This window comes from Haloferax sp. Atlit-12N, assembly GCF_003383095.1.
Taxonomy (GTDB): Archaea; Halobacteriota; Halobacteria; order Halobacteriales; family Haloferacaceae; genus Haloferax.
Genome location: NZ_PSYW01000002.1, coordinates 977,810 through 1,002,823 on the forward strand (window position 1 = coordinate 977,810; position 25,014 = coordinate 1,002,823).

General features: G+C 56.0%; 32 protein-coding genes. 17 read left to right on the forward strand and 15 right to left on the reverse strand.

Translation table 11 applies throughout. The features are described 5' to 3' along the window. Positions 1 to 13: 13 nt before the first annotated feature. The gene (locus C5B90_RS13150; protein WP_115882094.1) at positions 14 to 328 is read left to right on the forward strand and encodes a hypothetical protein; all 315 of its coding nucleotides are present in this window, start codon (positions 14 to 16) and stop codon (positions 326 to 328) included. 43 nt (positions 329 to 371) lie between these two features. On the opposite strand, the gene C5B90_RS13155 is transcribed toward C5B90_RS13150, so the two are convergent. Then, on the reverse strand, positions 372 to 884 hold the full coding sequence (locus C5B90_RS13155; RefSeq protein WP_115882096.1) for a hypothetical protein: 513 nt from the start codon (positions 882 to 884) through the stop codon (positions 372 to 374). A 195-nt stretch (positions 885 to 1,079) separates the two neighbouring features. Between C5B90_RS13155 and C5B90_RS20340 the strand changes: the two genes are divergently transcribed. The 12 genes from C5B90_RS20340 to C5B90_RS13190 all read left to right on the forward strand — a co-directional run bounded on the left by C5B90_RS20340 (position 1,080) and on the right by C5B90_RS13190 (position 10,939). Continuing rightward, on the forward strand, positions 1,080 to 1,961 hold the full coding sequence (locus C5B90_RS20340) for a hypothetical protein (protein WP_148708222.1): 882 nt from the start codon (positions 1,080 to 1,082) through the stop codon (positions 1,959 to 1,961). Beyond that, a complete protein-coding gene (locus C5B90_RS20345; protein ID WP_148708223.1) occupies positions 1,955 to 2,443 on the forward strand; it encodes a hypothetical protein in 489 nt (162 codons plus the stop codon). Before C5B90_RS20340 ends, C5B90_RS20345 begins: the two co-directional genes overlap by 7 nt. Next, the gene (locus tag C5B90_RS20350; RefSeq protein WP_148708224.1) at positions 2,437 to 2,742 is read left to right on the forward strand and encodes a hypothetical protein; all 306 of its coding nucleotides are present in this window, start codon (positions 2,437 to 2,439) and stop codon (positions 2,740 to 2,742) included. Before C5B90_RS20345 ends, C5B90_RS20350 begins: the two co-directional genes overlap by 7 nt. Continuing rightward, positions 2,735 to 3,109 (forward strand): hypothetical protein, encoded by a 375-nt coding sequence (locus C5B90_RS20355; protein WP_148708225.1) that lies wholly within the window; start codon positions 2,735 to 2,737, stop codon positions 3,107 to 3,109. The genes C5B90_RS20350 and C5B90_RS20355 overlap by 8 nt, the downstream gene beginning before the upstream one ends. Beyond that, positions 3,106 to 3,432, forward strand: a complete 327-nt coding sequence (locus C5B90_RS13160; protein ID WP_115882098.1) for a hypothetical protein — start codon at positions 3,106 to 3,108, stop codon at positions 3,430 to 3,432. Before C5B90_RS20355 ends, C5B90_RS13160 begins: the two co-directional genes overlap by 4 nt. A gap of 151 nt (positions 3,433 to 3,583) precedes the next feature. Next, on the forward strand, positions 3,584 to 3,991 hold the full coding sequence (locus C5B90_RS13165) for a hypothetical protein (protein WP_233511998.1): 408 nt from the start codon (positions 3,584 to 3,586) through the stop codon (positions 3,989 to 3,991). 49 nt (positions 3,992 to 4,040) lie between these two features. Beyond that, on the forward strand, positions 4,041 to 4,784 hold the full coding sequence (locus tag C5B90_RS13170) for a hypothetical protein (RefSeq protein WP_115882102.1): 744 nt from the start codon (positions 4,041 to 4,043) through the stop codon (positions 4,782 to 4,784). Positions 4,785 to 4,786: 2 nt separating this feature from the next. Then, entirely contained in the window at positions 4,787 to 6,196 is a 1,410-nt protein-coding gene (locus C5B90_RS13175; protein ID WP_148708226.1) for a hypothetical protein, read from the forward strand. Positions 6,197 to 6,447: 251 nt separating this feature from the next. Further along, positions 6,448 to 6,669, forward strand: a complete 222-nt coding sequence (locus tag C5B90_RS20360) for a hypothetical protein (protein ID WP_148708227.1) — start codon at positions 6,448 to 6,450, stop codon at positions 6,667 to 6,669. A 25-nt stretch (positions 6,670 to 6,694) separates the two neighbouring features. Beyond that, the gene (locus C5B90_RS13180) at positions 6,695 to 7,210 is read left to right on the forward strand and encodes a ribbon-helix-helix domain-containing protein (protein ID WP_158547226.1); all 516 of its coding nucleotides are present in this window, start codon (positions 6,695 to 6,697) and stop codon (positions 7,208 to 7,210) included. Between the two features lie 4 nt (positions 7,211 to 7,214). Further along, entirely contained in the window at positions 7,215 to 9,215 is a 2,001-nt protein-coding gene (locus C5B90_RS13185) for a minichromosome maintenance protein MCM (RefSeq protein ID WP_115882108.1), read from the forward strand. Positions 9,216 to 9,595: 380 nt separating this feature from the next. After that, positions 9,596 to 10,939: a DNA adenine methylase gene (locus C5B90_RS13190; RefSeq protein WP_115882110.1), complete on the forward strand. Its 1,344-nt coding sequence runs from the start codon at positions 9,596 to 9,598 to the stop codon at positions 10,937 to 10,939. 9 nt (positions 10,940 to 10,948) lie between these two features. On the opposite strand, the gene C5B90_RS13195 is transcribed toward C5B90_RS13190, so the two are convergent. From C5B90_RS13195 to C5B90_RS20590, 3 genes are all read right to left on the reverse strand, one after another. Next, positions 10,949 to 11,722 (reverse strand): MvaI/BcnI family restriction endonuclease, encoded by a 774-nt coding sequence (locus C5B90_RS13195; RefSeq protein ID WP_115882112.1) that lies wholly within the window; start codon positions 11,720 to 11,722, stop codon positions 10,949 to 10,951. 339 nt (positions 11,723 to 12,061) lie between these two features. Beyond that, positions 12,062 to 12,568: a metal-dependent hydrolase gene (locus C5B90_RS13200; protein WP_115882114.1), complete on the reverse strand. Its 507-nt coding sequence runs from the start codon at positions 12,566 to 12,568 to the stop codon at positions 12,062 to 12,064. A gap of 4 nt (positions 12,569 to 12,572) precedes the next feature. After that, on the reverse strand, positions 12,573 to 12,743 hold the full coding sequence (locus tag C5B90_RS20590; RefSeq protein WP_158547227.1) for a hypothetical protein: 171 nt from the start codon (positions 12,741 to 12,743) through the stop codon (positions 12,573 to 12,575). Between the two features lie 193 nt (positions 12,744 to 12,936). Here C5B90_RS20590 and C5B90_RS20365 point away from each other — a divergent pair, with 193 nt between their 5' ends. Continuing rightward, entirely contained in the window at positions 12,937 to 13,518 is a 582-nt protein-coding gene (locus C5B90_RS20365) for a hypothetical protein (protein WP_148708228.1), read from the forward strand. Between the two features lie 204 nt (positions 13,519 to 13,722). Here the strand turns inward: C5B90_RS20365 and C5B90_RS13215 are convergent, their stop codons facing one another. From C5B90_RS13215 to C5B90_RS20375, 5 genes are read right to left on the reverse strand one after another with little or no spacing between them, the layout of a single operon-like run. Further along, complete coding sequence (locus tag C5B90_RS13215; RefSeq protein ID WP_115882120.1) at positions 13,723 to 14,418, reverse strand: hypothetical protein; 696 nt, start codon at positions 14,416 to 14,418, stop codon at positions 13,723 to 13,725. Further along, entirely contained in the window at positions 14,415 to 14,966 is a 552-nt protein-coding gene (locus C5B90_RS20370) for a hypothetical protein (RefSeq protein WP_148708229.1), read from the reverse strand. The genes C5B90_RS13215 and C5B90_RS20370 overlap by 4 nt, the downstream gene beginning before the upstream one ends. Beyond that, positions 14,963 to 15,481 (reverse strand): hypothetical protein, encoded by a 519-nt coding sequence (locus C5B90_RS13220; RefSeq protein ID WP_158547228.1) that lies wholly within the window; start codon positions 15,479 to 15,481, stop codon positions 14,963 to 14,965. Before C5B90_RS13220 ends, C5B90_RS20370 begins: the two co-directional genes overlap by 4 nt. 35 nt (positions 15,482 to 15,516) lie before the next feature. Continuing rightward, the gene (locus C5B90_RS13225; protein WP_115882124.1) at positions 15,517 to 15,855 is read right to left on the reverse strand and encodes a hypothetical protein; all 339 of its coding nucleotides are present in this window, start codon (positions 15,853 to 15,855) and stop codon (positions 15,517 to 15,519) included. After that, on the reverse strand, positions 15,855 to 16,121 hold the full coding sequence (locus C5B90_RS20375) for a hypothetical protein (protein ID WP_148708230.1): 267 nt from the start codon (positions 16,119 to 16,121) through the stop codon (positions 15,855 to 15,857). Before C5B90_RS20375 ends, C5B90_RS13225 begins: the two co-directional genes overlap by 1 nt. 193 nt (positions 16,122 to 16,314) lie before the next feature. Here C5B90_RS20375 and C5B90_RS13230 point away from each other — a divergent pair, with 193 nt between their 5' ends. Then, entirely contained in the window at positions 16,315 to 16,638 is a 324-nt protein-coding gene (locus C5B90_RS13230; RefSeq protein WP_115882126.1) for a hypothetical protein, read from the forward strand. Positions 16,639 to 16,666: 28 nt separating this feature from the next. Here the strand turns inward: C5B90_RS13230 and C5B90_RS20860 are convergent, their stop codons facing one another. From C5B90_RS20860 to C5B90_RS13255, 6 genes are all read right to left on the reverse strand, one after another. After that, positions 16,667 to 16,828: a hypothetical protein gene (locus C5B90_RS20860; protein ID WP_199517490.1), complete on the reverse strand. Its 162-nt coding sequence runs from the start codon at positions 16,826 to 16,828 to the stop codon at positions 16,667 to 16,669. A gap of 1,086 nt (positions 16,829 to 17,914) precedes the next feature. Beyond that, positions 17,915 to 18,298, reverse strand: coding sequence for a DUF5811 family protein (locus tag C5B90_RS13235; RefSeq protein WP_115882128.1), 384 nt, complete (start codon positions 18,296 to 18,298; stop codon positions 17,915 to 17,917). Between the two features lie 98 nt (positions 18,299 to 18,396). Further along, positions 18,397 to 19,242 carry a sensor histidine kinase KdpD gene (locus tag C5B90_RS13240; protein ID WP_115882540.1) on the reverse strand — a complete coding sequence of 282 codons (846 nt, stop codon included), beginning with the start codon at positions 19,240 to 19,242 and terminating at the stop codon, positions 18,397 to 18,399. Positions 19,243 to 19,335: 93 nt separating this feature from the next. Further along, positions 19,336 to 19,809 (reverse strand): pyruvoyl-dependent arginine decarboxylase, encoded by a 474-nt coding sequence (locus C5B90_RS13245; RefSeq protein ID WP_115882130.1) that lies wholly within the window; start codon positions 19,807 to 19,809, stop codon positions 19,336 to 19,338. A 111-nt stretch (positions 19,810 to 19,920) separates the two neighbouring features. Continuing rightward, on the reverse strand, positions 19,921 to 21,159 hold the full coding sequence (gene pan2, locus C5B90_RS13250; RefSeq protein ID WP_115882132.1) for a proteasome-activating nucleotidase Pan2: 1,239 nt from the start codon (positions 21,157 to 21,159) through the stop codon (positions 19,921 to 19,923). A 396-nt stretch (positions 21,160 to 21,555) separates the two neighbouring features. Then, positions 21,556 to 22,029, reverse strand: a complete 474-nt coding sequence (locus C5B90_RS13255) for a deoxyuridine 5'-triphosphate nucleotidohydrolase (RefSeq protein ID WP_115882134.1) — start codon at positions 22,027 to 22,029, stop codon at positions 21,556 to 21,558. Positions 22,030 to 22,335: 306 nt separating this feature from the next. Here C5B90_RS13255 and C5B90_RS13260 point away from each other — a divergent pair, with 306 nt between their 5' ends. Beyond that, a complete protein-coding gene (locus tag C5B90_RS13260) occupies positions 22,336 to 24,300 on the forward strand; it encodes an aconitate hydratase (protein ID WP_115882136.1) in 1,965 nt (654 codons plus the stop codon). A gap of 155 nt (positions 24,301 to 24,455) precedes the next feature. Next, a complete protein-coding gene (gene rimI, locus C5B90_RS13265; RefSeq protein ID WP_115882138.1) occupies positions 24,456 to 24,944 on the forward strand; it encodes a ribosomal protein S18-alanine N-acetyltransferase in 489 nt (162 codons plus the stop codon). The last annotated feature ends 70 nt before the right edge of the window (positions 24,945 to 25,014 follow it).

The following is a 25,014-nucleotide window of genomic DNA, read 5'->3' on the forward strand; positions in this document are numbered from 1 at the left end:
TCACCATCGGTCCATGACTATCTCCCACGAGCCGAGTATGGACGCCCGTGAGCCTGCGGACGATGACTTCGAGACCTTCGAGCAGTTGGAGCCAGGAGATACAATCAAATTCTTAGAGTGGCCCGTCGAGGCTCTGAGCGTAATCGGATGGGAAGAGGATGACGAGTATGGAGAGGTCGTTCGAGTCGAGGTCAACGACAAGGAGTCCTTCATCTATGAGGTGGACGGCAATCTCTGGAACTACTCTCCTGAATACGAAGGCGAGAATAATCCCTTCCCAGTCCAGAATCTCGTCCATGTTGAGGAAGTCGAAGCAGAAACAGAATAGCGACAGAGAGCACAGGTCGGCTTCGGGAGAACAGAGAAAGCCTCTAGTCGCCGCTCTTTACCTTCTTTACATACTCGACTACATCCACGACTCCGTTCTCTTCAAGCGCCCACCGAATCCCGTTCAATCGTCGGTCGTGTTTCTGGATGACTTCAGCTGCCTTGTCAATCCGAGAGCGGAGTGAATCGAGAAGTTGCTTGTTCGCCTGCGTCTTGTTCTCTACCGCACCCAAGCGTTCTTCCAGCTCATCAATCCGTGCCTCAAGTGCAACTCGTTCAGGGTCACTTTCAGACGACTCGCCGAACACATCGCCAATCAAGCCCTGTTGAATCTCCGACTCGCCCTTAGCCGTGAGGTCGTGGACTCGGACTTCTGTTCCGTTGTCTTCTCGATACTCATACTCAACGAGACCTTCTGGTTCGAGCTTCTGGCGTACTGAATAACCAATCGCATCTGTGTCGATGCCCGTCGATGATTTCAGGTCGGTCGTGGACAACGGCTCGTCGTTCTTGTACAACGCTTCGAGGATGAGTTTCTCTTCAATTCTGATTTTCATAGTGTCCCAAGCTTGTGTCTCTAACCCTACAGGAGTAACTGAACGCCCGCAAATATCGATAGGCAATTCAGACTGATTCAGAGACCGCAACGCTCAGTCCGACATAATTAGACCGCCTAAGACCCGTGTAGAGGAGAGGGAGAAAGTGACAATACGACAATAGTTTAATAAGGTTATGTGACAATATATTTAGATATGAGTTCTGGTTTAAATTTCAACTATGAACGAGAAGTAGAACAGTTACGAATAGCGATTGAATTCCACGAACAACAGAAAGGACGATTAGAAAGTCGGATTAGAGAGCTGAAGAACGAGTTAAAATCTGGAAGAGGCAAACTCTCTCTAGTAACAGGGGAGATGGGAGCAGGTACAACAACCTATGGTGTCCACATCGCTGAAAAAGATGCCAATCCTATCATCTCGAATCTTGAATCTCTAGAAGATGCATACTACGCAGTATCTTGGAGAGGAGTAGAAGCAATTCTCGAAGAACATCCAGAACAACAGTTCACGATTCTAATCGATGACTGCGAGAGTTTGCGTCACGAGTCGGATGGGTTTGTCCAGCAGGTGATTAAGCAAGGTCATCACATCATACTAGTTCCAAGGCATCTCAAAGATGTACATCCGTGGCTCATCGACACAGCTGATGCAGAGTATCATCTCCCCGAGCGTGGGACAGTCCAGTATATTCCAGCAGGTAGTGATGAAGTAGAATATACAGCATCTGTAGGAACTCCACGCCGCTCGTTCAATACTTTCGAGATTCCACGGTTCGATTTCAGAAAACCACCGCAAGCGTATCCGAGAGCTGAATTTGAAGATGAAGACGATAGCGATGATGGCCCGCTAGACGATATCTTCAGCGACGACAAGATTCCGCCGCAATTCCATCTCGATGAGTTAGAACGAGAACTCGATTACAATCTTGGTCAGGTGGATGGATTCCACGACCTCGACTGGAAGTCCAAGTGCGACCTTGCTCAACTTGCAGTAGACCACGACCTCAACCGTAGTGAGTTAGAGACTGTCCTCGACCTCAATCAGGGTGACGACGCCCGTGGTGTCTCGTGTTAGAGAAATTCCTCTTCTATTTCCAACGCACGGTGTGGACTTTGCTTGGTGTGGTGATGCTTCCTATCTCTGGGACTAAGCATCACGCTCGGGGTAAACTCATCAGCATCATCGACTCCTTGAACAGAGCAACAGCTGGTGAAGAATTGTATATTCAAATCGTCGCTGCAACAGACGAGCAAGAACGACAGGCTCGTCTCTTAATTCGGGACTTTAACGAACTAGCGTATCGTGCTGATAAACTCAAAATCGTCTCTGACTCCCGAGCCGATGTGCAGATTCGTATCGAAGAGAATTGGAACACGACCATAAAGACACGCCTCGATGGACGAGAGAAAGAGTGGTGGATTGGAGCGTTCCCACTTCCAGCGATTCGAGCAGGTGAAGCACCAGACGAGTACCACGGGTTTGAATTGGATGAGATAGATGCAACTCCGACTACTTTAGACGACCTCGATTTCAGCGAGGGTGATGACTCATGTTAGACGCTGAAACAATCGGTCGAACCCTCGGGCGTGGTCTCGCCACAATAGTCCTTGAACTTCCATCGCTAGTGAGAGTGTATGTTGCCCTGACTGCTGTACTCGCTCACTTGGGACTGCTCGTCTATCTTGTCTACATCAATATGACCTGCACAGGATGGTGTCTTGGAGCAGCCATCCATACGGAGCTCGCCAAATATGCGATACTCGGGCTACTGCTGGTTTCTGCTGTAGGATTAGTTCTGAAACGACTACTCGATGCTCACTACCAGAGCAAGCACGCTCGTGATTCTGATGTTTGACGACACTCGTTCTAACCTGAAACCTGCAGGGAGTACTGCTCTCATCGGCGGCATCGTCGGGACGGTCGTGATGGCCATCGGTGGCGCACTCGGGATGACTGTTGGTGGCGTGATTGGATTCGCTGTCTCAATTGTTGCCTCTCTCGTGGCGGTCGGCATCTACCTCTTCACGCTCGATATGACGCTTCAACAGTTGGGCGTGGATACTCGACGGCATCGGCGACGATTCAAACTCGCAGTCAGGCGAGGGAAGCGAGCAGTATCGGTTGTACTCCGTAAGGCTCGTCGAGGTCTCGGCATCATCCTAAGAAGCGGGAAGAAGACAGCGAGAACAGCGTTCAAACGACTCAAAGGTGGTATCCGATGATTGGGGTAATCGTTGCTCTCCTGTCCCTTGGCGGCGCTGCCATCCTCGCATACAGACGAGATGAGGAACCCGATAGTAGCGATATTATTGTCGTGGTCGGTGTCGAATACGATGAGGTTGAACAGGTTTTCGACTTTGAGGAAGAAGATATGAAGATACGAGGTTGTGCGTCTGAGAGGTATTTATTCGAAGCTCTGCAGGCAACTCGTCAGAACGAAGGTCGGTTAATCATCCGAGTTCAAACCGTATTTGAGGTTCCTGAGTTTGCGATGTGGAGAGGTGCAGATGTTGTCATCGTCGGTGGTGATGGTGGTATCCGATGAGTTACTCATCCTCTGCTACTTGGGACGCAGAAGCGTATGCAGGCGGACTTCTCGTCGGTGGAGTATTCTTCGTGGGCGTGTGCGTGGGTGCAGGCGTCTCGTATGTATCCACTCGCCTGTGAATCCGCTTTGAGAGCACAGGTCTGCCTCGGTGACAGTCATCACAGGCGAAACACTCTATTTCTCACACAAATTATATGCTGGCAAGATGCCAGGTATGGACCACGGTCTCGAACGAGGAGTCGGGATGATTGTCGAGACCGTCGTTGTTGCCCTCCTGATTAGTGAACTCGTTCCGCTGCTGGTCGAACAAGGATACTTGCCACCAGGCATCTTCTGGTGGGTGATTCCTGTATCAATCGTCTCTGCGGTGATGACTGTGGATGCATCCCGCTACTGGTCGTTCGGCTACCTCGCAGGCGTTGTCATCGGCATCTATCTCGCCATCCCAATCTTCCTCGAAGCAGGATTGCTGAGTACACTTGATATCCTGATTTACGGAGGTCTCGCAGTTGCGGCAGTTGGACTCCGAGTCAAGATACACAGTTCGGGATTCTGACCAGCTGCTTGTCCAGTAGTTACAAAACACCTGAACAACATCTCCGCATATGGTTGAACAGCGAACGAAAAACATCGCAACCATCATCTCCGCCGCAACGGGGCTGGTCCTCGTCTTCTTCAATCTCCCCGTGGCGGTCGCTCGCTGGTCTCCAATCTTCAACGCCCTCTCACCAACAATCCTCAACTGGATTCAAAATATCTTCATCGCAGGGTTTGCGTTTCTCACAGGCTGGCTTCTCAAGTCCAAACTCTCTACGGACGAGTCTACTTTCGATATCGAACGAGATGAAGAAGGCGTCCCCGTCGAAGAAGTTCAAGACGAAACACCGACTATCGATACTATCGTCGGGTGCGTCGAAGTAGGCGAGATGGCGTGGCGAGGTATCGCCGAGTTCTCTGATGTGAAGGTCGAAAGCGTGGATGTTGAATTGACTCCTCGATGCCCTGACTGTCAGAAAGAGATGACTCGTGAGTCCTACGAGCTACCGACGGGCCGAGGAGGAAATCCATACAAGAGTCCGCTGAGAGGACAAAGCAGCATCACTCGCAAGAAGTGGGTTTGCCCCGACGACGACTGTGGCTATACCGCTGACAGAGAGTCAGGACAACACAGCGAAGCTCAACGGCTCTTCAAAGGGTTCGTACAGGATATCGTAGAGAGTCAAGGAGAAGAGTACTCGTTGGACAACCTCATCGAGCGTGTCGATGGTGAAGTGACGCCGCAGAGTGTTTGGGAAGTCTACGCCGAAATTAAACAGAGTTCACATGTATCGACGGACTGCTTCCGATAACGATGGCGGATAAGTGGACTAAACTCTCGGCTCTCGCAACTATCATCTTTATTGGTATTCCTACTGCCGCTGGTTTCTACCCGCCTCTCTTGGCAGGATTCGCTGACCAGCTCTTAGTAAATTCAGTACTTGGTTGGATGCGAATTGGAGGTGTCGTCGTTCTCGTACTTCTTCTGTTGAGAGTTGGAGTGCGGGAAGAGTGGTTTCCATCCCAGGATAAGAAAGACTGGCTGAACAGAGTGGAACGGACTGCGAACGGCGTTCAAAACGCCTGGGAGTATTCTGGGAATCATCCCGACCCCGATGACCGAAAGAGGACTGTCGAGAAGATGAACGAGCGTGTCGAGGAGTTGGAAAAGCACAGGAATCACCAGAAGGCCACCGAAGAGATGAAAGACGCTATGGGTGAGATAATCTCCGACTGGCGTGACTGTCGAGACCTCATCGCCTCAGCTCCGTTCACTCACTACTACTCGATGCGGGCGTTGTATATCGAAGAAGAAGCTGACCGACTGAAAGAGCTACTTGAGGTAGAGCGACAATCGCTCCCACAACGACTTCTCAACACGACCGCCACGAGAGTCAAGAACGAGATTGAGCGGGTACGACGGACGCTGTACGGCTTTCGCTCTAAGCCGCTCCCCTACGAGGTTTACAAACGCCTTCAAGACGAGCTCCCGAAACCCCGCCTACAGAAAATCACGAGTGGCGCTCACTATCTCTTCGTTCTCGATAATCCTTCAGACGGAGCTATCTCAGCCGAGCTGGTATCCTTCGAGGAAGAGGCTGATGAAGAGCAATTTAACATCTATCAAGTTCGCCACGACTACAAACACAGTCCCATCTCCATCGACACGCTCCAAGGGTATACTGTGACGACTGGGATGTTACTCACACGCTTAGAAGATGCTGATTTGGTCGATACGATTCCAGTTCAGTTCTTCACCCCAAGCGGACACGGCCTCAAAGTATTCGAGGACGATGAGTCAGCAATTCGCCATCCCGACCCACGAGAAGAGCCTGAGAAGATTGTTGGATGCATCGAAACCGACGGTATCCTCTGGCGTGGGTTCGCAGACCTCACCAGCGACGACGGAGCTGCTGAATTGGATGTAGACACCGACCCGAAGTGCCCAGATTGCCAAACTGATATGGAACAGATATCAGGCAAAGAGTGGGAGTGTCTTAATTCGAACTGCGGTTACTCAGCGTCAACAGAACTTCGACCGTACAAAGAAGCTGAGAGCCTGTTCAAGAAACACATCGAGCGAATCCTGAACAGCAACGACGAAGAGTACTCGCTGGAGAACCTCATCGAGAACATCGATGGTGAAGTAACAGGCGATAAGATTTGGCGAAGATATCACGAGGTCGTTGATGATGAAGAAGTTTCCATAGACTGTTTCCACTAATATCTCATACCAATAAAGCTGCTAATTAGCAGGAATCTTAGCAGCTGCTAACTTAGTGTGATAGTTGTTTGGGTAGTAGATAGTAAAGCTGCTAATTAGCAAGAAAGTTAGCAGCTGCTAACATAGTATATTTTAGCATAGATAGTTCTGTTCGGTTGTTCGGTTAATCGTCTTCGAATACTATATTGTCGTTATATTCGTGTCATCCTTCCGATGGTTTAATAGGGTGTCAACATATACATATATGTAGGATGACTCAAGAATCCGATAACTCACGAGAAGTCGTAGAGACAGAAAAGAAGATGATGTCCGAATACGGGCAGATAACAATCCCGAAAAAGTGGCGTCCTGATGACGCTGAAGCGGTCGAACTCCGCCTATACGATGATGGTACAATCGAAATCGAGATGCAGACTTTCGTCCCAACAGCAGATTCTGAGAGTGTAGTCGCTCGTGGAGGTGATGACGAATAAACTCACAGCAAACCCGTCCGTCCCGATGGATGAAGAGTTCGTCAAAGAACTTGATGCAGTCAAAGAACGGCGTGGCTACTCTTCTCGTGCCGCTCTCATCCGAGATGTACTCTCGCAGGCACTCTCTCCTGGCGACCTCGAAGACGAAATCGCTCGGTTAGAAGATGAAATTGATTCGCTTGAACAACAGAAAGAGAGCATCGAGCAGGATATCAAGTCTAAGCAGGCTCTCCTCGAACACAAGCGAGAGCAGCTCGAAGAACAGGAGCAGCGAGAGCAGTCGGCAGAAGAAGAACTCGAAGCGGCGCTGAACACAGTAGCGGCGTATCTCGCTGTTGGTGACGAAGAACTTGATGTGACGGTAGCCGCCCAATCTTCAGTCGAGACTGTTCTCCAACTCGAAGACGAGTGCGACTCCGTAGATGATGTGCTTGACCTCGCTGATGAGCAGACTGATGAGATTGAGCCTGCAGACCACCTCCCAGACAAAATTGTAGAATCGACTTCCGAACAAGACCTTGCAGACAAATACAACCTCTAAAACTATGATTGACTATCTAACTAAATTCGACTTCGAACGAAACGAAGGACTCGTACAGACTATCGACCAACTCTTTGATGAAGACCTCGCCACGGTTGAAGTGGACGATGTGACGGTAACAGTCACACTCGACTTTGACACTCTCAGCGAGTTGAACGAAAACCTCCCACGGCTATTCAGGAACGACCCAGATGGTGCTCTTTACAACCTCGAACTCATCGGGTGTGAGCGTGCTGAAGAACAGGGATTGATTCAGTCGGATGATATCAAGTACACGAACATCGTCGTGGAAACCGAACAAGACGGAAAACGAGTTGATGAACTCACTACCGCTGACCACAACCGCCTCGTGCAGATTGATGCGACCGTGGAACAGGTGTACGCCAAGAAGCCAATCACTATCGACACGGTATGGCGGTGCGTTGTCTGTGGTACTCGAAACAGCGTCAGCCAGTACACGGTAGACGGACAAATCGATAAGCCGCACTCGTGCGTTGCGAAAGACTGTAACAACACGGCGCAGTCTAAGTTCAAAATTATTGATGAGGAGGAGGTGGAGCAATCTCGCCAGCTCATCAAACTCTCTGATGACGCAACTGCTGACCGACAAGGTGAGGATATCCTCGCTCACCTCTACCCACCGCTTCTCGATAGCGTCGAGGTCGGCGAGACCGTCACAGTCACGGCCATCCCTCGCACTTACAGAGAACAGAAGAACGACGCTGTGAAAGAGCGAGAACTTGTCATCCTTGGAATCGACAATGAACGAGAAACGCTCGAAATCACAGCCGAAGAACGAGAACGATTCGAAGAAATCGTTGAATCAGGTGATGCTGAAGAACTCTTGCTTGAGTCTCTCGCTCCACATATTGTTGGTGATGAGATTGAGGACTTCAAGCAAGGAGTCCTCGCTGCTATCGTATCTGGTGATGTGGAGTGGATGGACCGTTCCGACCTCAACATCATCGGGATTGGTTCACCTGCAGTCGGGAAGACAAAGATTCTCGAATTTATCGAGGAGTCAGTTGCTCGCTCGAAGATTGCTGAAGGTAGTGGGTCAAGCAAAGCAGGACTGCTTGGGTTTGCAATGGAAGATAAAGAAAAAGGTGGCTGGTACGCTCGAACGGGACCGTACTTCCGATACCGAGATGTGATGATGGATGAGCTCGCCGACATGAATTCAGAAGAGATGCAGGGGATGAAGTCGGCACTTGAACATCAGTCGTATACAATCAACAGCGGTGATGTAGACCAGACTCTCACTACTACTGGTTCCTTCATCGGCGCATCAAATCCTATCGATGGGAAATTCAACGAACATGAAGCGTTTGATGACCAGTTTGCCATCGACCCTGCACTTCTCAGCCGATTTGGATTGGTGTTCATCATCGAGGATAATCAGGATGAAGAAGCAGATAAGACGAAGGCGACGGCGATGATGAGTCGGTGGCAAGAAGCCGCCGCTGACGACCCGAACCACGACCGACTCTCCAAGTCAGAGTTCGGGAAGTTCGTTGAATTCCTCAAAGAACACGAGCCTGCCCCGCCTGCTGAGGTAGAAGTCGAATTCATCGCTGAAGAGTTCGCTTCCCTACGGGCCGACGATAGCGACCACATCGACCTCCGAAAACTGCCAACGATTATGCGGCTTGCGACAGTCTTCGCCCGCCTCAACGGACACGACCGAATCGAACGAGATGATATGACTCGTGGAGCAGAGATGCTCATCGATTCCGTCAACCGCCTCGATGAAGCGAACATCGACAAGTCGGTACTGTGGACTGGTGAGAACTCCGAGCAGATGGAGGCAAAGGAGAAGGTAGTCGATGCTGTTGAGGCGCTCCACCACGCTGAGGATGACGACCCGACTCAAGAGGAAGTCGAGCGACGGATTGTGATGAACCACCAGCTCGACCAGGAGACGATTCGGTGGGCGGTTGAAAGTCGCCTCGATGATGGAACAGTCTACGAAGATGAGGATGGCGTACTACACACGCAGAAGTAACACTAAGTGATTCACTATGACACGACACGATTCAACCCAAAACGACAACGACAACCGAGAAGAACAGTTCAACGAATACGATTTCGAGGAGTTGAGTGAGCGAGGAAAGCGAGTTCATCTTGCCTTCCTTTGAAGAATTCTCTTTTTCTTATTTTGCCAAGTTGCTAATTGCTGAGATTGTTGCTAATTAGCAGCTTTGTTAGAAACAGTTGATAGACCTGACCTGAATAGCTCAACGAGTTTAGCTAAACTATCAAATAAACTATCTATATTGTCCTGGAGTGTCTGTGTCTTGATGTGCCAGGAACACGATTTCAGCAACAGCGAAAAGTGCTTAACGGATACCGCCAACCATCTTCACAAGTGACTACGCTCCACGCATGACTAATTCACATCAATCTACTATCGACGGTGTAGTAGCCGACGACGATAGTCTGGAGTCTTATAACTGGACTTTCGAAAAGTCGGATACGCAGTACCTCACGCACGGGCTTCACAACTATCCTGCTCGGATGATTCCGAAGATTCCCGATACGCTCCTAGGACACTACAAGCAAACTGGTGTCATCGAGGAGGGCGACCTCGTGTACGACCCGTTCAGCGGGAGCGGGACTACCGCCGTCGAGGGGAGACTCCACGGTCTCAACGCCGAAGGGAACGATATCAATCCGTTCGCCGTGATGCTGAGTGAGGCGAAGTCGATTCCGTTAGAGCGTGGCGGTCTGAGTGAAGCTCGGGATGCTCTGGTTGACGGCCTGTCGGAAGACCTCCGAGAAGTTCGTGAGGCATACGACGAGTCGGGTGAAGTCGAGTGGCTAGAGATGCCTGATGTTCGGGACGGATGGTTCCCCGAACCGCAGCTCCACGAGTTGACTGCGCTTCGTGACCGTATCGATTCGGTTGACGATGAGTTTGGAGAGGCGTATGCCCGCTTCTTCCGTATCGTTCTCTCCCATACGACCCGTAAGGTATCCTACCAGCGGAACGGCGAGTACAAGCGTTACAGGCTCGCCGAGGAAGACCGAGAAGACCACAATCCCGATGTGGAGGCTATCTTCGAGAAGAAGCTAGAGCAGAACATGGAGAAGATGCGGGAGTACAGTAATCGTGTTGACCACGACCTCGACACGACCATCCACTACTCTGACTCCCGAACTGCAGTTGAGGATGTGGGTGAAGACCAGGCGGATATCGTCATCACCTCGCCGCCATACGGCGACCACCAGACCACGGTTGCCTACGGGCAGTTCAGTCAAGACCCTGCGCTGTTGACTGGAAAAGTGACTTATGACGAGATGAAGGATGTGGACAAGACGGGTCTCGGTGGGCGGTATGATGTTCTCGAACCACTCTCCGAACTCGAAGAGTACTCCGAGACGCTCAAAGTCACCCTCGACACGCTGAGAGAGAAGGACGGGCGTGCAGAAGATGCGATGGACTTCTTCAGAGATTACTACGCCGTGATGGAACAGGTGGCCGAAGTCACCAAGTCAGGTCAGCCTGTGGCGTGGGTCGTCGCCAATCGGACGATGAGCCGAGTGAACATCCCGACGCACCTCATCACTCGGGAACTCTGTGAACACATCGGCTACGAGTTTGATGTTAATCTCCCGAGAGAAATCCCGAACAAGACGCTGCCGTGGGAGAACGCCCCTGAGAACATCGAGGGCACGAAAGGGAATCTGATGGCGAACGAGAATATCGTTATTCTCAGAGCGCCGTAACCGCCGAGTTCAGAAGTCGCTGAGTCCTTGCTGTGGGGATTCAGTAACTGTTGCGTCCCGACCGATACCGTCGAGGAGCTGCGTTCGGGTTTCGAACGCTCGGTCGAGTTTACTCGTGTCCTTGATGCGGAACGCTGTGCCGTGGTTGCGTGCGCCGCCCGAGTCCCGCAGGTGCATCCGCAGGTCGATGGTGATGATGGACTCTCGAATCAGGTTCAGGAACTCGTCGCCGTCGAACCCATCGAGGTAGTACGCTTCGTTGTACCAGAAGTGTTCGTCGCCGTCGATGGATTGCGTTGCCGCTTCAACGAGAACCATCTCGGGGAACTTCTCCTCGTAGGTCTCTTGGAGTAGGTCGAGCGGGTAAGTGGCGATTATGCCATCGTCTTCGTGCTCGATGTGGACGCCTTCCTCGTTCGTGACGGTGCGGAAGCCCTGATTGTTGTACTCGTCGATGGAGAGTGTGATTTTGAGTGCGGGCCGTCCCTCATCGTCTTCATACCCGTACTTCTCCACGAGCGACGACGCCCACAGTTCACGACTACCTCTCGGCGGTTCTTTCGTGAACAGCGTCATCATACTCCCCGAGTCTCGGCGGGCGGCTTTCAGCTCGACACCTGCGGCGTCAGGACCAGGGATGTTGTTCTCCTTGATACCCAGGAGGTCTTCGAGCGTCTTGCCGATGCCTGTGTCTCCGCTCCGATGGGTTTCGACATACCCCATCTCTTCGATATCCTGAAGGCGGTTAGTGAAATCCTCGAACGAATCGAAGGTGTTACTCATCCGCTCCAGACTTTAAGCTCAGTTGCTTTAGCTTTTGTCACCAAGTCATCGGCTTGGTGGAAGAGCCACAATTCGTGCAGAGCACATAAATAGGGTAGAGCGCAGCTTAGCTCGCATGGGTCCGAACTGCGAGTGTCCTGAGTGCCGTAAGCGCATCAAACCGAAGAAAATCAAACAGCACGAGTCGAGCGGCTATTGCTACCATGAGTGCTACAAGTGTAACCAGATTTTCGCTGTGACGCCGACCTGATTCTGTTCTTGCGCTGTATACAGCGGACAATATATTGTCGTCTGTGTACACGGAATTGAGCCTATGTGCCGACAGGGTGGGGTCGGGGTCTACACGAGCAATCCCTGGAGACCGAGTGCAACCGCAACCAGATTAGCGGCAAATCCGATGATGTAGAAGAACCAGTTACCGAGGAAACTCCCACTCTTTGTGACGCCGAGTGCGTGCTTGTGCGAGCTAATTGGTTTGTACGGGCGCACGCCTGATGGATTCAGTGCATCGCCGATGATGTGATACACGATACTCAGGAAGCCGACGATGAACAATCCAGTCACGGGTACAGCGACAGCGACGATTCCAATCTGGTCAAGACCGAACTGAATCACCATCCCGACGCCCGCCAATACTGCACCGACGACTCCCGCAAACCAAATCGTGTGCGTTGGCCCTCGATGACGCAAGAGTGGGATGACCATATCCTTGTCTGGGACCATCGACAGCATCAGCACTAACACGAGTCCACCGACAGCAAAGATTGGCCGTCCTGTTTCGAGGAGGAAGTAGGTTATCGGCGAGTAGAGCAAGAGGGCGATTCCTTTGTGTCCTTGACTGTGCATAGTTTCATAGTTCAACCCGTTTCAGAGCGTAGCGTTCTTTCGAGGATTCTTCAAGCGGTGCAACAATCTCCATCTCCCTGAGCGCCGAGAGGATGTTGTAGGTCTTCATCTTCGACCAGCAGAATCTATCTGCGAGCTGGTCTACGGTTGCCGTCCCGACTCGACGGAGATACATCACGATTAGCTTGCCTGCGTCCGATTCAATCTGAGAAAGTAATTGTTCTAATTTCATAAACGAACAGTTGTAATATATTTCTCAATCCCCAAATATGTTGTTGTAGTTATATTTCTCGTGCGCCCGTGTGTTCGTGGTATTCCGTTCAGGGGAGCACCTTTGGGAACTTATGACAGATTAGTTAAGTGTAGTTATGATTTCTCTTGCGGTTACTGAAGAACTGCGTGAACAGGCACAGAAAGATGGCATCGAGGCTGGTGAGGACTATAACAGAACAAAGAAAGAGCGAGACTTCGACCGATATGTCGGAGACCTCGGGGAACTGGCGTTCAAGCAAATCTTAGAACAAAATACGAATTTCGAGTATAAACACCTCGGCGGAAAGAAAGATGCGGATTTTGTCGTAGAAGGTTTTGAGGTAGATGTGAAGACTCGAACGGTGATTGGTGAGAATAAGAAAGACCTCATAGTCCCCGCAGACCTCCCAGATGGTTTCCACGATTTCTATGTTCTTCTGCGGTGCGTGTACGCTGAAGATGATGATTTGGAAGACCTCGACCGACACGAACGAACTATTGAAGCGTTAGAATTCATCGGTCTCTGGAATAAGCGAACTATCGAAGAGAAAGGTGAGTCGTTCAATCCACCGTGGGTGCAAGGACGGTCTTCAGATAATAATCGATATACAGTCATCTGTGATTACGGGACGCACGCTGACTTGATGGACTTCGCCCCGTTGATGCAGGCACAACAGCAAGCACAGCCCGCTGACTGATTCAGTTCTTTTCTCGTGCAACTCTTAACCAACAACTCCCCTCCATAGCGTGCTGTGTTGGTTAAGAATCTCCAGAGAGTACAGGCTCGCCACGGAGTCTTTCTAAGTCGCCCTACCTACGGAATTCGTAGAGTACTAATCTTCTACTGGTTGAACATCGGGAGTAGCGGGCGTGTGCGTATCCCCGAGGCAGACCTGTGTTCTCTATCGATTGATTCGGTCTCGAACGATTGGGATGTGTTCGATGGTATCGCCGACGATGCCTTTCGCTCGGAGGCGCTTACTCCCGAGAATCTCGATGTAGTTCTTTTCGCACGGGCACACGAGGTCGTAGTTCATCTGAGCGTGGGCGTGAGCGGGATGACGCACCCACTCTTGTTCATCCTCATCGTAGGTCTCCCAGAGAATTGCATCGAAGTCGGTATCGAGGTCGTAGTTCAGGTGGGAAGATGTATCGCTTACGCCTAGCCGTAGGAGGTCAACTTCACCAAGATATTCAGCGTCACCGAGGAAATCCTTGCTCGGATTGTACGGGACGACCCTATCTGTGAACTGGACTTGTTCGGTGTGGCCGTCTTCCGTGATGGTTAGCGTGTAGTCGGCGATTGGCTCTTGCTCGAAGAAGTGATACACATCATCTTCATCGTCCGACTCGTTCGGCTCGTCCAGGTGCGGAGCGTGGATGATGTGGTCGCCGTCATCTGTTCGACCGTGGATGGTGAGGTAGTCGCCTCGACCTGATGGAACGGATAGAGAGAGGACTGTGCCTGACTCGTACCGTTTGATGTACGCTCCTGCATCTATCGGGTCGTAGTTTACCGAATTCAGGTCGGCGTGGGGGATTGCACTCGGGACGAAGCCTGCCGCCCCAACTGTCTTGAGGTAGTTGCGTCGTTTCATAGTTTTCTCTGAACCAGTTGCTTGACGACTTTGTTCCGCTCTTTTCGATTCTCGAACTCGACCCACTCGCCGTCAATAACTACAGTACTACCTCCGTCGTCCCTATCTAACTGTACAGTCAGCGTCCAATCATCGACCGTATACGATTCATACGCATATCCAGCATCTTCTCCACGAACCCGCCTCTCATACTCAACCCGAGTCATAGCTTGTCGGAGAAATCGAACCGCACCTGAAACAGTCTCGAACCCATATCGTAAGCGACCAACATCGGCAATAACCTGCGACCTACCTTCTGTATCAGGTGGGTGTTCCGTGTATGTGATAGATGGGAACGGTGATTGATTTGAATATATTGAATAGATATGCTTCCCGACGGATTCTGTGTCGTGCTCTTTGAGTTCTACTTCAACTCCTTTGATTGATTCAGGAACTCGCCGCTTGTACTGCTCAGGCGTGATGTGCCTGCCTGTGTCCGTGCGTGCGAGTGGGAGCGTGGGCGTGAGTGCGATACCACCGACTGAGTAGATGTACTGTCGCCTGTTCATATTCGAGATTGCACCTCTTCGTTCACGAACTCGTTCCGTGCGATTTGGTCTTCGAAGCTGTGGAGGTCTCCGTTGACCCACGCTCGATGTTCTTTCCCGTTCTCTCGGAGGTCGTACTCGGTGCGAACCCGATACCCATCGCTAAACTCGTAGGTGATGTATTCGAGGTTGCCGTCCCTCAGCTGTTCATACTGCACATCCACTTTCGAGAAGAAGCGAGACAGACGATTCACCGTTTCAGAGAGTGACTCAGGATAGTGGTGCGTGCAGTGCATCATCGCTATCAGCTGCGGGTCGTTCTGCTCGATGTACTGTATCCCGACGGGCCACGCCGAGTCTTGATACGAGGCGATGAGAAGTGTGCCTGAAGAATTCGTCTCGCCCTCGTGCGTGATTCCGCCTTCATAATTCCCTATCTGGTCGGGAATCTGCTGTCGGAACTCGTCGGGAGTGAGGTGGTCGGATTCCTCTATTTCGCTAAGGATGCCACCGCCGACACCAACTGGTACGGCCACCGATGCGCCAACCGTCGATAGGTATTGTCTCCTGTTCATAGTCTAAATCCCGTGATTGCTGAGAGTACGATTGCGATGAAGTGGGCGGCGACGACCGAAGCGGTGAACACTCCCATCGAGTAGACCGCCACATCGACTGAGAACTCGTGCGTGAACTGTGCGATTATCGGCGTCGTCACCCAACCCGACACGAGCAGTAACGCCATCAGGCGAGTCTGCAGGAGTAAGACATACACATAGACGCCGAGGGCGACGGTCGCCACGACAGGGTATATCTTGTGTAGGAGGACGGCGGCTGTGCTGGCGACGAGGTTGATGAAAAACAGCGGGAACAGAGAGAACACTCCGAGTCGGTCTCTGAGGATGAGCGGCATCAGTCATCACTCAGAAGGATGGAGTGCAAGTCCTGCTCCTCTAACATCTCCATCTCGCCCCGAATATGGTAGCGCATCAGGGACTCCATCTCGTCCGAGACGATATCGGCGAGTTCGCCTACAGACTCATCTACGGATTTGGCTTCGACCGAGAGTTTTCCCGCCCGCATCTGCAGTTCGTTTGGTTTTCGGCGGTGCGTCGAATCGTTCTGACCTGACCCGTCATCATCACTTGGGTTCTGGTCGTTAGAATCTGATTCGCTCACACGACATACTATGTGGAGAGCCGATATAGTAGCTGCCAGCTCTCTGATGTTTTAGCTAAATCTACTGAGCTATTTTTCTATACAGCGTAAAGAATCAGAGACTTAATTCTGGGGGAAGTAGGCGACCGCGGGACCGACCGGTCCGGCGAAATAGCTAATATTCACACGTTCGTACTCGTCGCCGAGTGGTATCATGCGCACACGAACACCCCATAGCGACAGCATCGTCTCGGAAGCGACGCGGTACGACGCCATCCTCGCGACATTGCCGCTCCCACTTCTCGTCGGGACGGCGGTCGGCACGTTCTCGCCGCTCCCGCTCTCGCTCGTCGTGGGAACGAGCGGCCTCGTCTCCGCGGCCATGCTCGCCTACGGGTTGTTCGTTGCGACGCCGCGGTCGGTGCCCGGTCCGGCCGGTGGGTCGGGGACGACCGCCGAGACCGACGTCCCACTCGACGGCGTTACGTCTCGCGTCCGCGACGACGACAGTCGAAACCGCCGTCGCGGGAGCGTCTGAGCGGAGTCACTCGCTCGCTCGGGTCCGCTCAGGGACGGTTCCACTCCCAGAACCAGTACGCCGCGCCGAACAGCATCAGCCCCGCGCCGAGAGCCGAAGTCGCCGGTTCGGGGAAGACAAACAGCAGGAAGCCGACGATGATGAGCGTCGTCGGACCAATCTCGTCCGCGTAGCCGAAAATCGAAGCCATACTTCCTCTTTCGACCGCCTCCGTGAAGTGTATTGTTCTCGTTCTGAAGTGACGAGAGAACTCGGAGACAAGACTGCACGTGAAGCGCGGCGAGTGCCAGTCGGCAGTAACTAAAGCTAAAATCGAGCGTTCAAGAAATACTTAATGTGTGGTGAATATGTCATATTGGCAATAGCCCCATGCAGAACTCAGGGACTTCATCTTCGACTCCTCAAAGAGACGAACGCATGACGTACTTCATCCTCGCGATGATGTTCACGGTCGGGTTCTTTTTCTTTGGATACGGATTTGCAACAACGATAGGTCTTCTTCCAAGTGCGTGGGGAATAGTCGGTGTATTCGGGTTTGTACTGTTTCTTATTGGCACACTCTCGGTTAGCCTCGTAACTCTCGTAACAGTACAATTCTGGCGTCAAGACCGACCACACCAAATCACGAGGCGACGAGCAGTTCTTACAAGTCTTAGCGCCGCCACGGTAACCTTCGGTGCCATACTTACCACATGGCAACTTCGGACTGGTGATTTCACCAAACTTCAGTTTCAAGAATGGATTCTCTTCGGGTCAGTGGTGTTAAGCCTCCAATTCGTTCTGGGAACTGTAAAACCGAGACGGAAGCGGCGACTTCTCCTATTGGGTGAATTGGCTGTCGTCTTCGGCTTTGTCTTCCTGTTTGGGTTCTTTAGCACAGGAGAGACCAATCTCGTGTCGAATTCATTCGTGAGCGGGAGTGCCTCAATGCTGTTAGTACTGTTCGGCGGGCCGCTGTACCTACTGGGTAGTCGTCTCAGTAGGGTCCCTCAGTGAACCGTTTCGGTGTCAAGTCCCGGGGCACTCGCCTTGCGTATCTGTCGATGAGTGTACTACTTCTGAGTTTACAGATCGCTGAACGGCTGTATTGGATTCGGCGCGAAACAAACGAGGTCGTCATGCTGAACTCACCTCTGTCTGTGTCACGCCACACCGAACAAACGCTGAGGGTTTCAACAGAGCCAAAAAATTGGGCCGCGGTCGGGACGACGAGCGTCAACGGAGCGCTCGGGTCAGTCGCCACTCGGACCCCGGCGGCGACGGGGGTCGGTCGGGGTTATCGCGCGGCGGGCGTGAGGTCGTCGCCGACGGCGCTCATCACCTGAAACGCCGCGCTGGCGGCGAGCCCGCGGGCGACCTCGTTTCGGTCCTCGTCGGTGAGTCCCGCGTCGAGGTCATCGGCGTCCGGCGAGAAGCCGGCGCTGACGGGGTGGCCGACCGGCGGGTGGACGGCCACGGTCGCCAGCGGTCCGTTCGCCCCGGTCGAGAGCTCAGAGCCGACGGCGAACCCCTCGGGGAGGTACGACTCCGTCCGCGAGACGATGCCGGCGACGGCCCGCCGGAGTGCGTCCATCTGGTCGACGGTCAGTTCTCGGTTGGCCGACGGCTGGCCGGCCCCAGCCACGCCGGGAGCGCCCGCATATGGGTTGTTCCCGTTCATCAGTCGTCTGCGATACGGGTAGGACGTGTAAAAAGCCGTCGTCGGCGGTGATGTGGTGAGCGAATCGAAAACCGACTGGCCGCGCGGCGACGCCGCCGTCAGGCCGGTCGCGGGAGCGACACGGTGACCACGGTCCCGTGGGCCTTCGGCTTCGAGATGTCGAGCGACCCGCCGGAGGCGTCGACGATGGCGTGGACGAGCCAGAGGCCGACGCCGCTGGTGTGCGAAAGCGGCGTCTCCGCCCCGGACAAGAGGGCATTGCGCTCGGCATCGGGGATACCGGGGCCGTTGTCGGTGACGGTAACCCCGGCGACTTCGCCGAGTTGCCAGACGCCGACGTGCACCTCCGGCACGTCGCAGTCGGCGTGGACGACGGCGTTGTCGAGTAACTCCGCGAGACTCCGCGGGAGCGCCGGGTGCGCCCGCACAACGAGCGTCTCCGGCGAGGCGACCGAAACCTGTACCTCCGGATACTCCATTTCGAGGTCCTCGACGGCGTCTGTGACCGCACAGGAGAGGTCGACATCGACTTCGTTCCCCTCAGCGAGTTCGACGGTGCGGAGGAGCGCGACCTCGTCACTCACTTCGACCAGCCGGTTCGCGCGCTCCTGAATCGCCTCGACCGGGTCGATGTTCGAACTCGTGTCGCCTTTCGACTCGACGAGTTCGGCGTAGCCGAGGATGGCGGTGCAGGCGTTTCTGATGTCGTGTCTGAGGATTCGATGGAGGACGCTCGTGTGTGCGAGTGTCGATTCCAGTTGCTCGGAGGCCCGGTTCAGTTTGGACTGACTCCGGTTGACGAGGGCGTACACCAACAGCGCCGAGAGGCCGACGAACAGCCACCCCTTCGCCGTCTGGATGATCTCGTGGTTAGGGAGTCCCTCTACGAGACTGTCGCTCGTCGCGACCCAGAGGAAGCCGAAGGCGGCGTAGATAAGCGCCACTCGCCCGGGGGACAGGTCGAACGGCGCGTCACCACTCATACCGGAGGGATTCTCACAAAAGCTGATGAGTCCGTCGGTCAGCGAATGGGCGGTTTAGAAGATGGGTTCGCTCTGTCCGTAGGCCGCGACGGTGACGGCGGTGGTGTAACCGTCGCCCTCGTGGGTCCCGGTCGTGAGCGCGACGTCCTCGTCGTCGAACGACCACTCGCGGAGGTTCCGACCCGCTTCGAGACCGTCGAGGACGGCCGCGCGAACGCTCGCTTCGTCGGTGCCGGACGCCTCGTAGAACAGACCGGGGCCGGAGCCGGTCGCCCAGCCGAGGCCGGCGACGACCGTCTCGCCGGGCGTCGAGGTGGTCTCGCGGGCCTGCACCACGGTCAGTCGGTTGCCCGCCGGGCCGAGGTCGGGGGCCACGTCGACCGCCTCGACGGTCGCGTCGGCGGGGACGACCGAGGAGACGGCGACGAGGTTGTAGTTGTGGACGTTGGCGGCGGCGAGGGCGGCGTCGTACGACGCCATCTCGGTGGGGGCGGTGCCGACTCCGCGGACGACGCGAATCGTGTTCATGTCCGAACTCTCGCGGCGGCGGAAAAGGGGGTTACGAATAGTGGCGCTCGAAAGCCGGGGGAGGTGGAGGCGTTGACGACCGTCTCCGGCGGCGGTCCCCGGCAACCGACCTCAGTACTGGTAGTCCGTGAAGCCCGAGATGGGGCCGGTGCCGGACTCTTCGACGTTCGAGAGCTTCTCGTGGGCGGCGTCGAAGTCCGCGCCCGTCACCTCGGTCCGGCCGTCGCGGATGGCGAACATCCCGGCCTCGGTCGTGAGCGACGCGATGTCCGCGCCGGAGTAGTCGTCGAGTTCCTCGGCGAGCGAGTCGAGGTCCACGTCGTCGGCGACGTTCATGTCGCGGGTGTGGATGTCGAGGATACGGCGGCGGCCCTCGACGGCGGGCTTGGGGACCTCGATGAGGCGGTCGAACCGACCCGGGCGGAGGATGGCCTCGTCGAGCATGTCGAAGCGGTTGGTCGCCGCGATAATGCGGATGTCGCCGCGGTCGTCGAAGCCGTCCATCTCCGAGAGGAGCTGCATCATCGTCCGCTGGACCTCGGCGTCGCCGGAGGTCTTCGAGTCCGTGCGCTTCGAGGCGACGGCGTCGATTTCGTCGATGAAGATGACCACCGGTTCGCGCTCGGCGGCGAGCTTGAACAGGTCGCGGACGAGTCGCGCGCCCTCGCCGATGAACTTCTGGACGAGTTCGGAGCCGGCCATCTTGATGAACGAGGCGTTGGTCTCGTTGGCGACGGCCTTGGCGAGCATCGTCTTCCCCGTGCCCGGCGGGCCGTACAGGAGCACGCCCGCGGGCGGGTCGATGCCGACTTCCTCGAACATCTCGGGGTTTTCGAGGGGCTGTTCGACCGCCTCGCGGACCTCGCGGACCTGCTCGTCGATGCCGCCGATGTCGTCGTAGGTGACCGTCGGCGACTCGACGACCTCCATCGCCTGCGCCCGCGCGTCCGTCTCGTCGTCGAGGATAGTCTGGACGGCGAACGAGTCGTTGATGGCGACGCGGTCGCCGGGTTCGATGTCGTCGATGTTCAGGCTCGGTGCGAACTCGGTCAGGACCTCCTGGTTGTTGCCGTGCTGCTTGATGATGACGCCGTCGTCGGTCAACTCCTCGACCGTGGCGATGTAGTACGAGGCCGTCTTCAGGGCCTCGTTTCGCGCCTTCATCTGGTCGACCTCGTCGACCAGTTCGGCGTGACGGTCGTCGGCGTTCTGGAGCCGCTGGTCGAGTTCGCGGTTGACGTCGACCATGCGTTCGAAGTGCTGGCGGAGTGCAGAGAGACGCTCTGCATCCGACATCTCGGGGTCCAGATCGAGATGAGGACGTTCCGGGAGAGATGGACTCCGTGACATCAGTGATTGGCCACACTTAGGCATGCGCGTAAATGTGCCTTTGGGTCAGAGAACACGAGTGCGCCGCTCGAAGCGGTTTTAGGTGACAGCGACCCCGTGGCCGCTCGTCTTCCGGGCGAATCGACGGCCCGCGGGCGGTGTCTACGACTCGGGCGAAACGGGCAGGCGCAGCGAGAACACGCGCATCAAGAAGATATGGAAGGAGGAAGTTGCGGAGGTTCGGTGTGTACAGGTCGCCCCTCGTTTCGGCCCGACATGCCCTCCGCGAGAACAAATACGACGTCCATCGACTTGAAAGGAATTCGTCATCGCCGAGAACGTCCCGTAACTCGGGATGTCGGTATTCATCCGGTACTATCCGCCGCGCGATGCTTGGAAGCCACCGACCGAAAGCCGTCAGTGGGTCCGCTCGCCCTGATAGCTCCCGTCGTAGGTCTCGTCGTGGGTCGCGTCCGCGAGGACGATTTGAGCCACGCGCGCGCCGCGTTCGAGTTCGACCGGGTGGTGGACCTGCAAGAGACCCTCGCCTTTCCCCTCGTAGCCGGCGTCCCAGACGGCCGTGTTCAGCATACAGGAGTTCCGCATAAGCGACGACCGCGGGTAGATGAAGCCGACGTGGTCCTCGGGGATGTGGACCGTCTCGGCGTACTGGAGGACGTACCCGCCGGGGTCGAGTCGGTACGTCTCGGTGTCCGGGTCGGCGAAATCGAGGGCCCGACGCTCGCCGACGGTCTTTCCCTCGCGGCCGAGGCGGCCCGGTTCGACCTGTTCGAGGACCGCTTCGAGCGTCAGGTCGACGCCGTTGGGTTGGACCTGTTCGGCCGTGACCGGCGAGATGTGCTGTGCGACGAACGAGCCAGCGCGGTGCATATCCGAACCCCGTCCAGCGGGCGCAAAACTGTGCCGAACCTCGGTCGGTCGGCGGCCCGGGGGCGGCGTCGATTCCGAGGTCGTGACGGGCTCCAAACACCCCCGATATCGAGGGGGGTGAGAGAGCCCGAATCACCACCCATTTGGGGCGGTGACGCCCCCCGCGGTGACAAGTCACATGGGAGAACCAACAAGGAGTTTAATGGCCCTTAGACGCTAGAAACCCCGAGACGGCGCTATCTTTCACGTTCGAAGATAGGGAAGTACGCGGGATTTATATCCGAGGACCATCGAGGTTCGGGTGTTATGGGACAGACGCTCACGGAAAAGATTCTCTCGGACCACCTCGTCGAGGGTGACCTCACCCCCGGAGAGGAGATCGGAATCGAAATCGACCAAGTCCTGATGCAGGACACGACTGGGACGATGGTTTGGCTCCAGTTCGAGGCGCTCGACCTCGACGAGGCCCAGACCGAACTCGCCGCCCAGTACTGCGACCACCAGACCTACCAGTTCGACTTCAAGAACACGGACGACCACCGCTTCCTCCGTTCCGCGGCCGGGACATATGGTGCCCACTTCTCCCGCCCCGGTAACGGTATCTGCCACAACGTCCACAAGGAGAACTTCGCCGCGCCCGGCAAGACGCTCCTCGGCTCGGACTCCCACACGCCGACCCCCGGCGGCCTCGGCCAACTCGCCATCGGTGCCGGTGGCCTCGACATCGCTGTCGCCATGGGCGGCGGCGCGTACTACGTCGAGATGCCGGAAGTCGTGAACGTCCGCCTCGAAGGCGAACTCCCCGAGTGGTCCTCCGCGAAGGACGTCATCCTCGAGATGCTCCGCCGCGAGACCGTCAAGGGCGGCGTCGGCAAGGTGTTCGAGTACACCGGCCCCGGTGCTGAATCGCTCACCGTGCCCGAGCGAACCACCATCACCAACATGGGGACCGAACTCGGTGCCACCTCGTCGCTCTTCGAGACCGACGAGAAGACCAAGGACTACCTCGAGCGCCAGGGTCGCGGCGACGAGTACATCGAGCTGACGGCCGACGACGACGCCGAATACGCCGACGAAATCGTCATCGACCTCGGCGACCTCGAACCGCTCATCGCCTGCCCGTCGATGCCCGACAACGTGGTTCCGGTCCGCGAAGTCGCCGGCGAGAAGGTCGAGCAGGTCCTCGTCGGTTCCTGTACCAACGGCGGCTACGAGGACGTCCTCCCGGCCGCGAAGATGGTCAAGGACCAGGAAGTCGCAAAGCACCTCGAGATGATCGTCGCGCCCGGTTCGAAGCAGGCCGGCGAGATGCTCGCCCGCGAGGGCTGGACGGCTGAGATGATGGCGGCCGGCGTCAACGTCTCCGAGGCGACCTGTGGCCCGTGTATCGGTATCGGCCACGTCCCCGCCTCCGACTCTGTCTCGCTGCGCACCTTCAACCGCAACTTCGAGGGCCGCTCGGGCATCGAAGACGACAACGTCTACCTCTGCTCGCCGCAGGTCGCCGCCGCCGCGGCGCTCAAGGGCGAAATCGTCGACCCGCGCGACCTCGCCGACGAACTCGGCCTCGACGCCCCCGGCGTCGAGCTCCCCGACAAGTACAACGGCTCGAAGACGGACCTCATCTACGCCGAAGACGCCATCGACGACGAGCTCATCAAGGGCCCGAACATCGGCGAGGTTCCCCTGCAGGACCCCCTCGGCTCGAACATCTCGGGTGAGACCCTCCTGAAGATGGAGGACAACATCACGACCGACCACATCATCCCGGCGACGTCCGACATCCTCAAGTTCCGCTCGAACATCGAGCGCCTCTCGGACTTCACGCTCTCGCGCGTCGACGAGACGTTCGCCCAGCGCGCCAAGGATGCCGGCACCGGCGTCCTCGTCGCGGGCGAGAACTACGGTCAGGGTTCCTCCCGCGAACACGCCGCGATGTGTCCGATGTACCTCGGCATCGAGGCGGTCCTCGCGCAGTCGTTCGCTCGCATCCACAAGGCGAACCTGTTCAACTTCGGTATCGTCCCCCTCGCCATCGACGAGGAGACGTACGAGAAGATCGAGCAGGGCGACGACGTCGAAATCGTCGACGACGTTGCCGAAGCCGTCGAATCCGGCCAGGAAGAGTTCACCATCCGCGTGAACGACGACTGGGAAGCGACGGCGAACCTGCACGCCTCCGAGCGCGAACGTCGTATCCTCACCGCCGGCGGCAAGCTCCCCCTCACGAAGCAGCAGGCCGAGGGCGGCGCTGCCCCCGCGGACGACTAAACGCGACCAACACACCTTCTCGCTTTTTCGCCCGGCGAGCGGCGGCCATCGCGCGGCCGGTGGGGTGAGCCGCCCGCGACCGTGAGCGTCCGCCCCAACCACCGCCGTGCACCCGTGCCGTCGGGCTTTTGCGTGCCAACCACGTAGCGCCGAGCGTGACGTCGTTCGACGACGCGCTCGCCGGCGACTTGGTCGTCAGGCGGGTCGACCGGGCGGACCTCCTCGACGTGCTCCGCATCGAGCGGACGTGTTTCTCCGAGCCGTGGCCGTACTCCGCGTTCGAGATGTTCGTCGACGAGCCGGCGTTTCTCGTCGCCGCCCGCGGGGACGAGGTGCTCGGCTACGTCGTCGCCGACGTGATGCCGAACCACGGCAACGACATCGGCCACGTGAAGGACCTCGCGGTCCGCCAGGAGGCCCGCGGGAACGGGCTCGGTCGGCAGTTGCTCGTCCAGTCGCTGACGGCGATGGCCATCGCGGGCGCGACGGTCGTGAAGCTCGAAGTCCGCGTCTCGAACGACCCGGCTATCGGTCTCTACCGAAGCCTCGGCTTCGAACCCGCCCGCCGGGTGCCGGGCTACTACGGCGACGGCGAGGACGCGTACATCATGGTCCTCGACGTGGCGGAGTGGCAGCGCGCCTGACAGGACCGCCCGTGGCCGAAGGAGCGCTTATCACGACGAGCCACGTACACGAGTTGTGTTACCGTCTCCC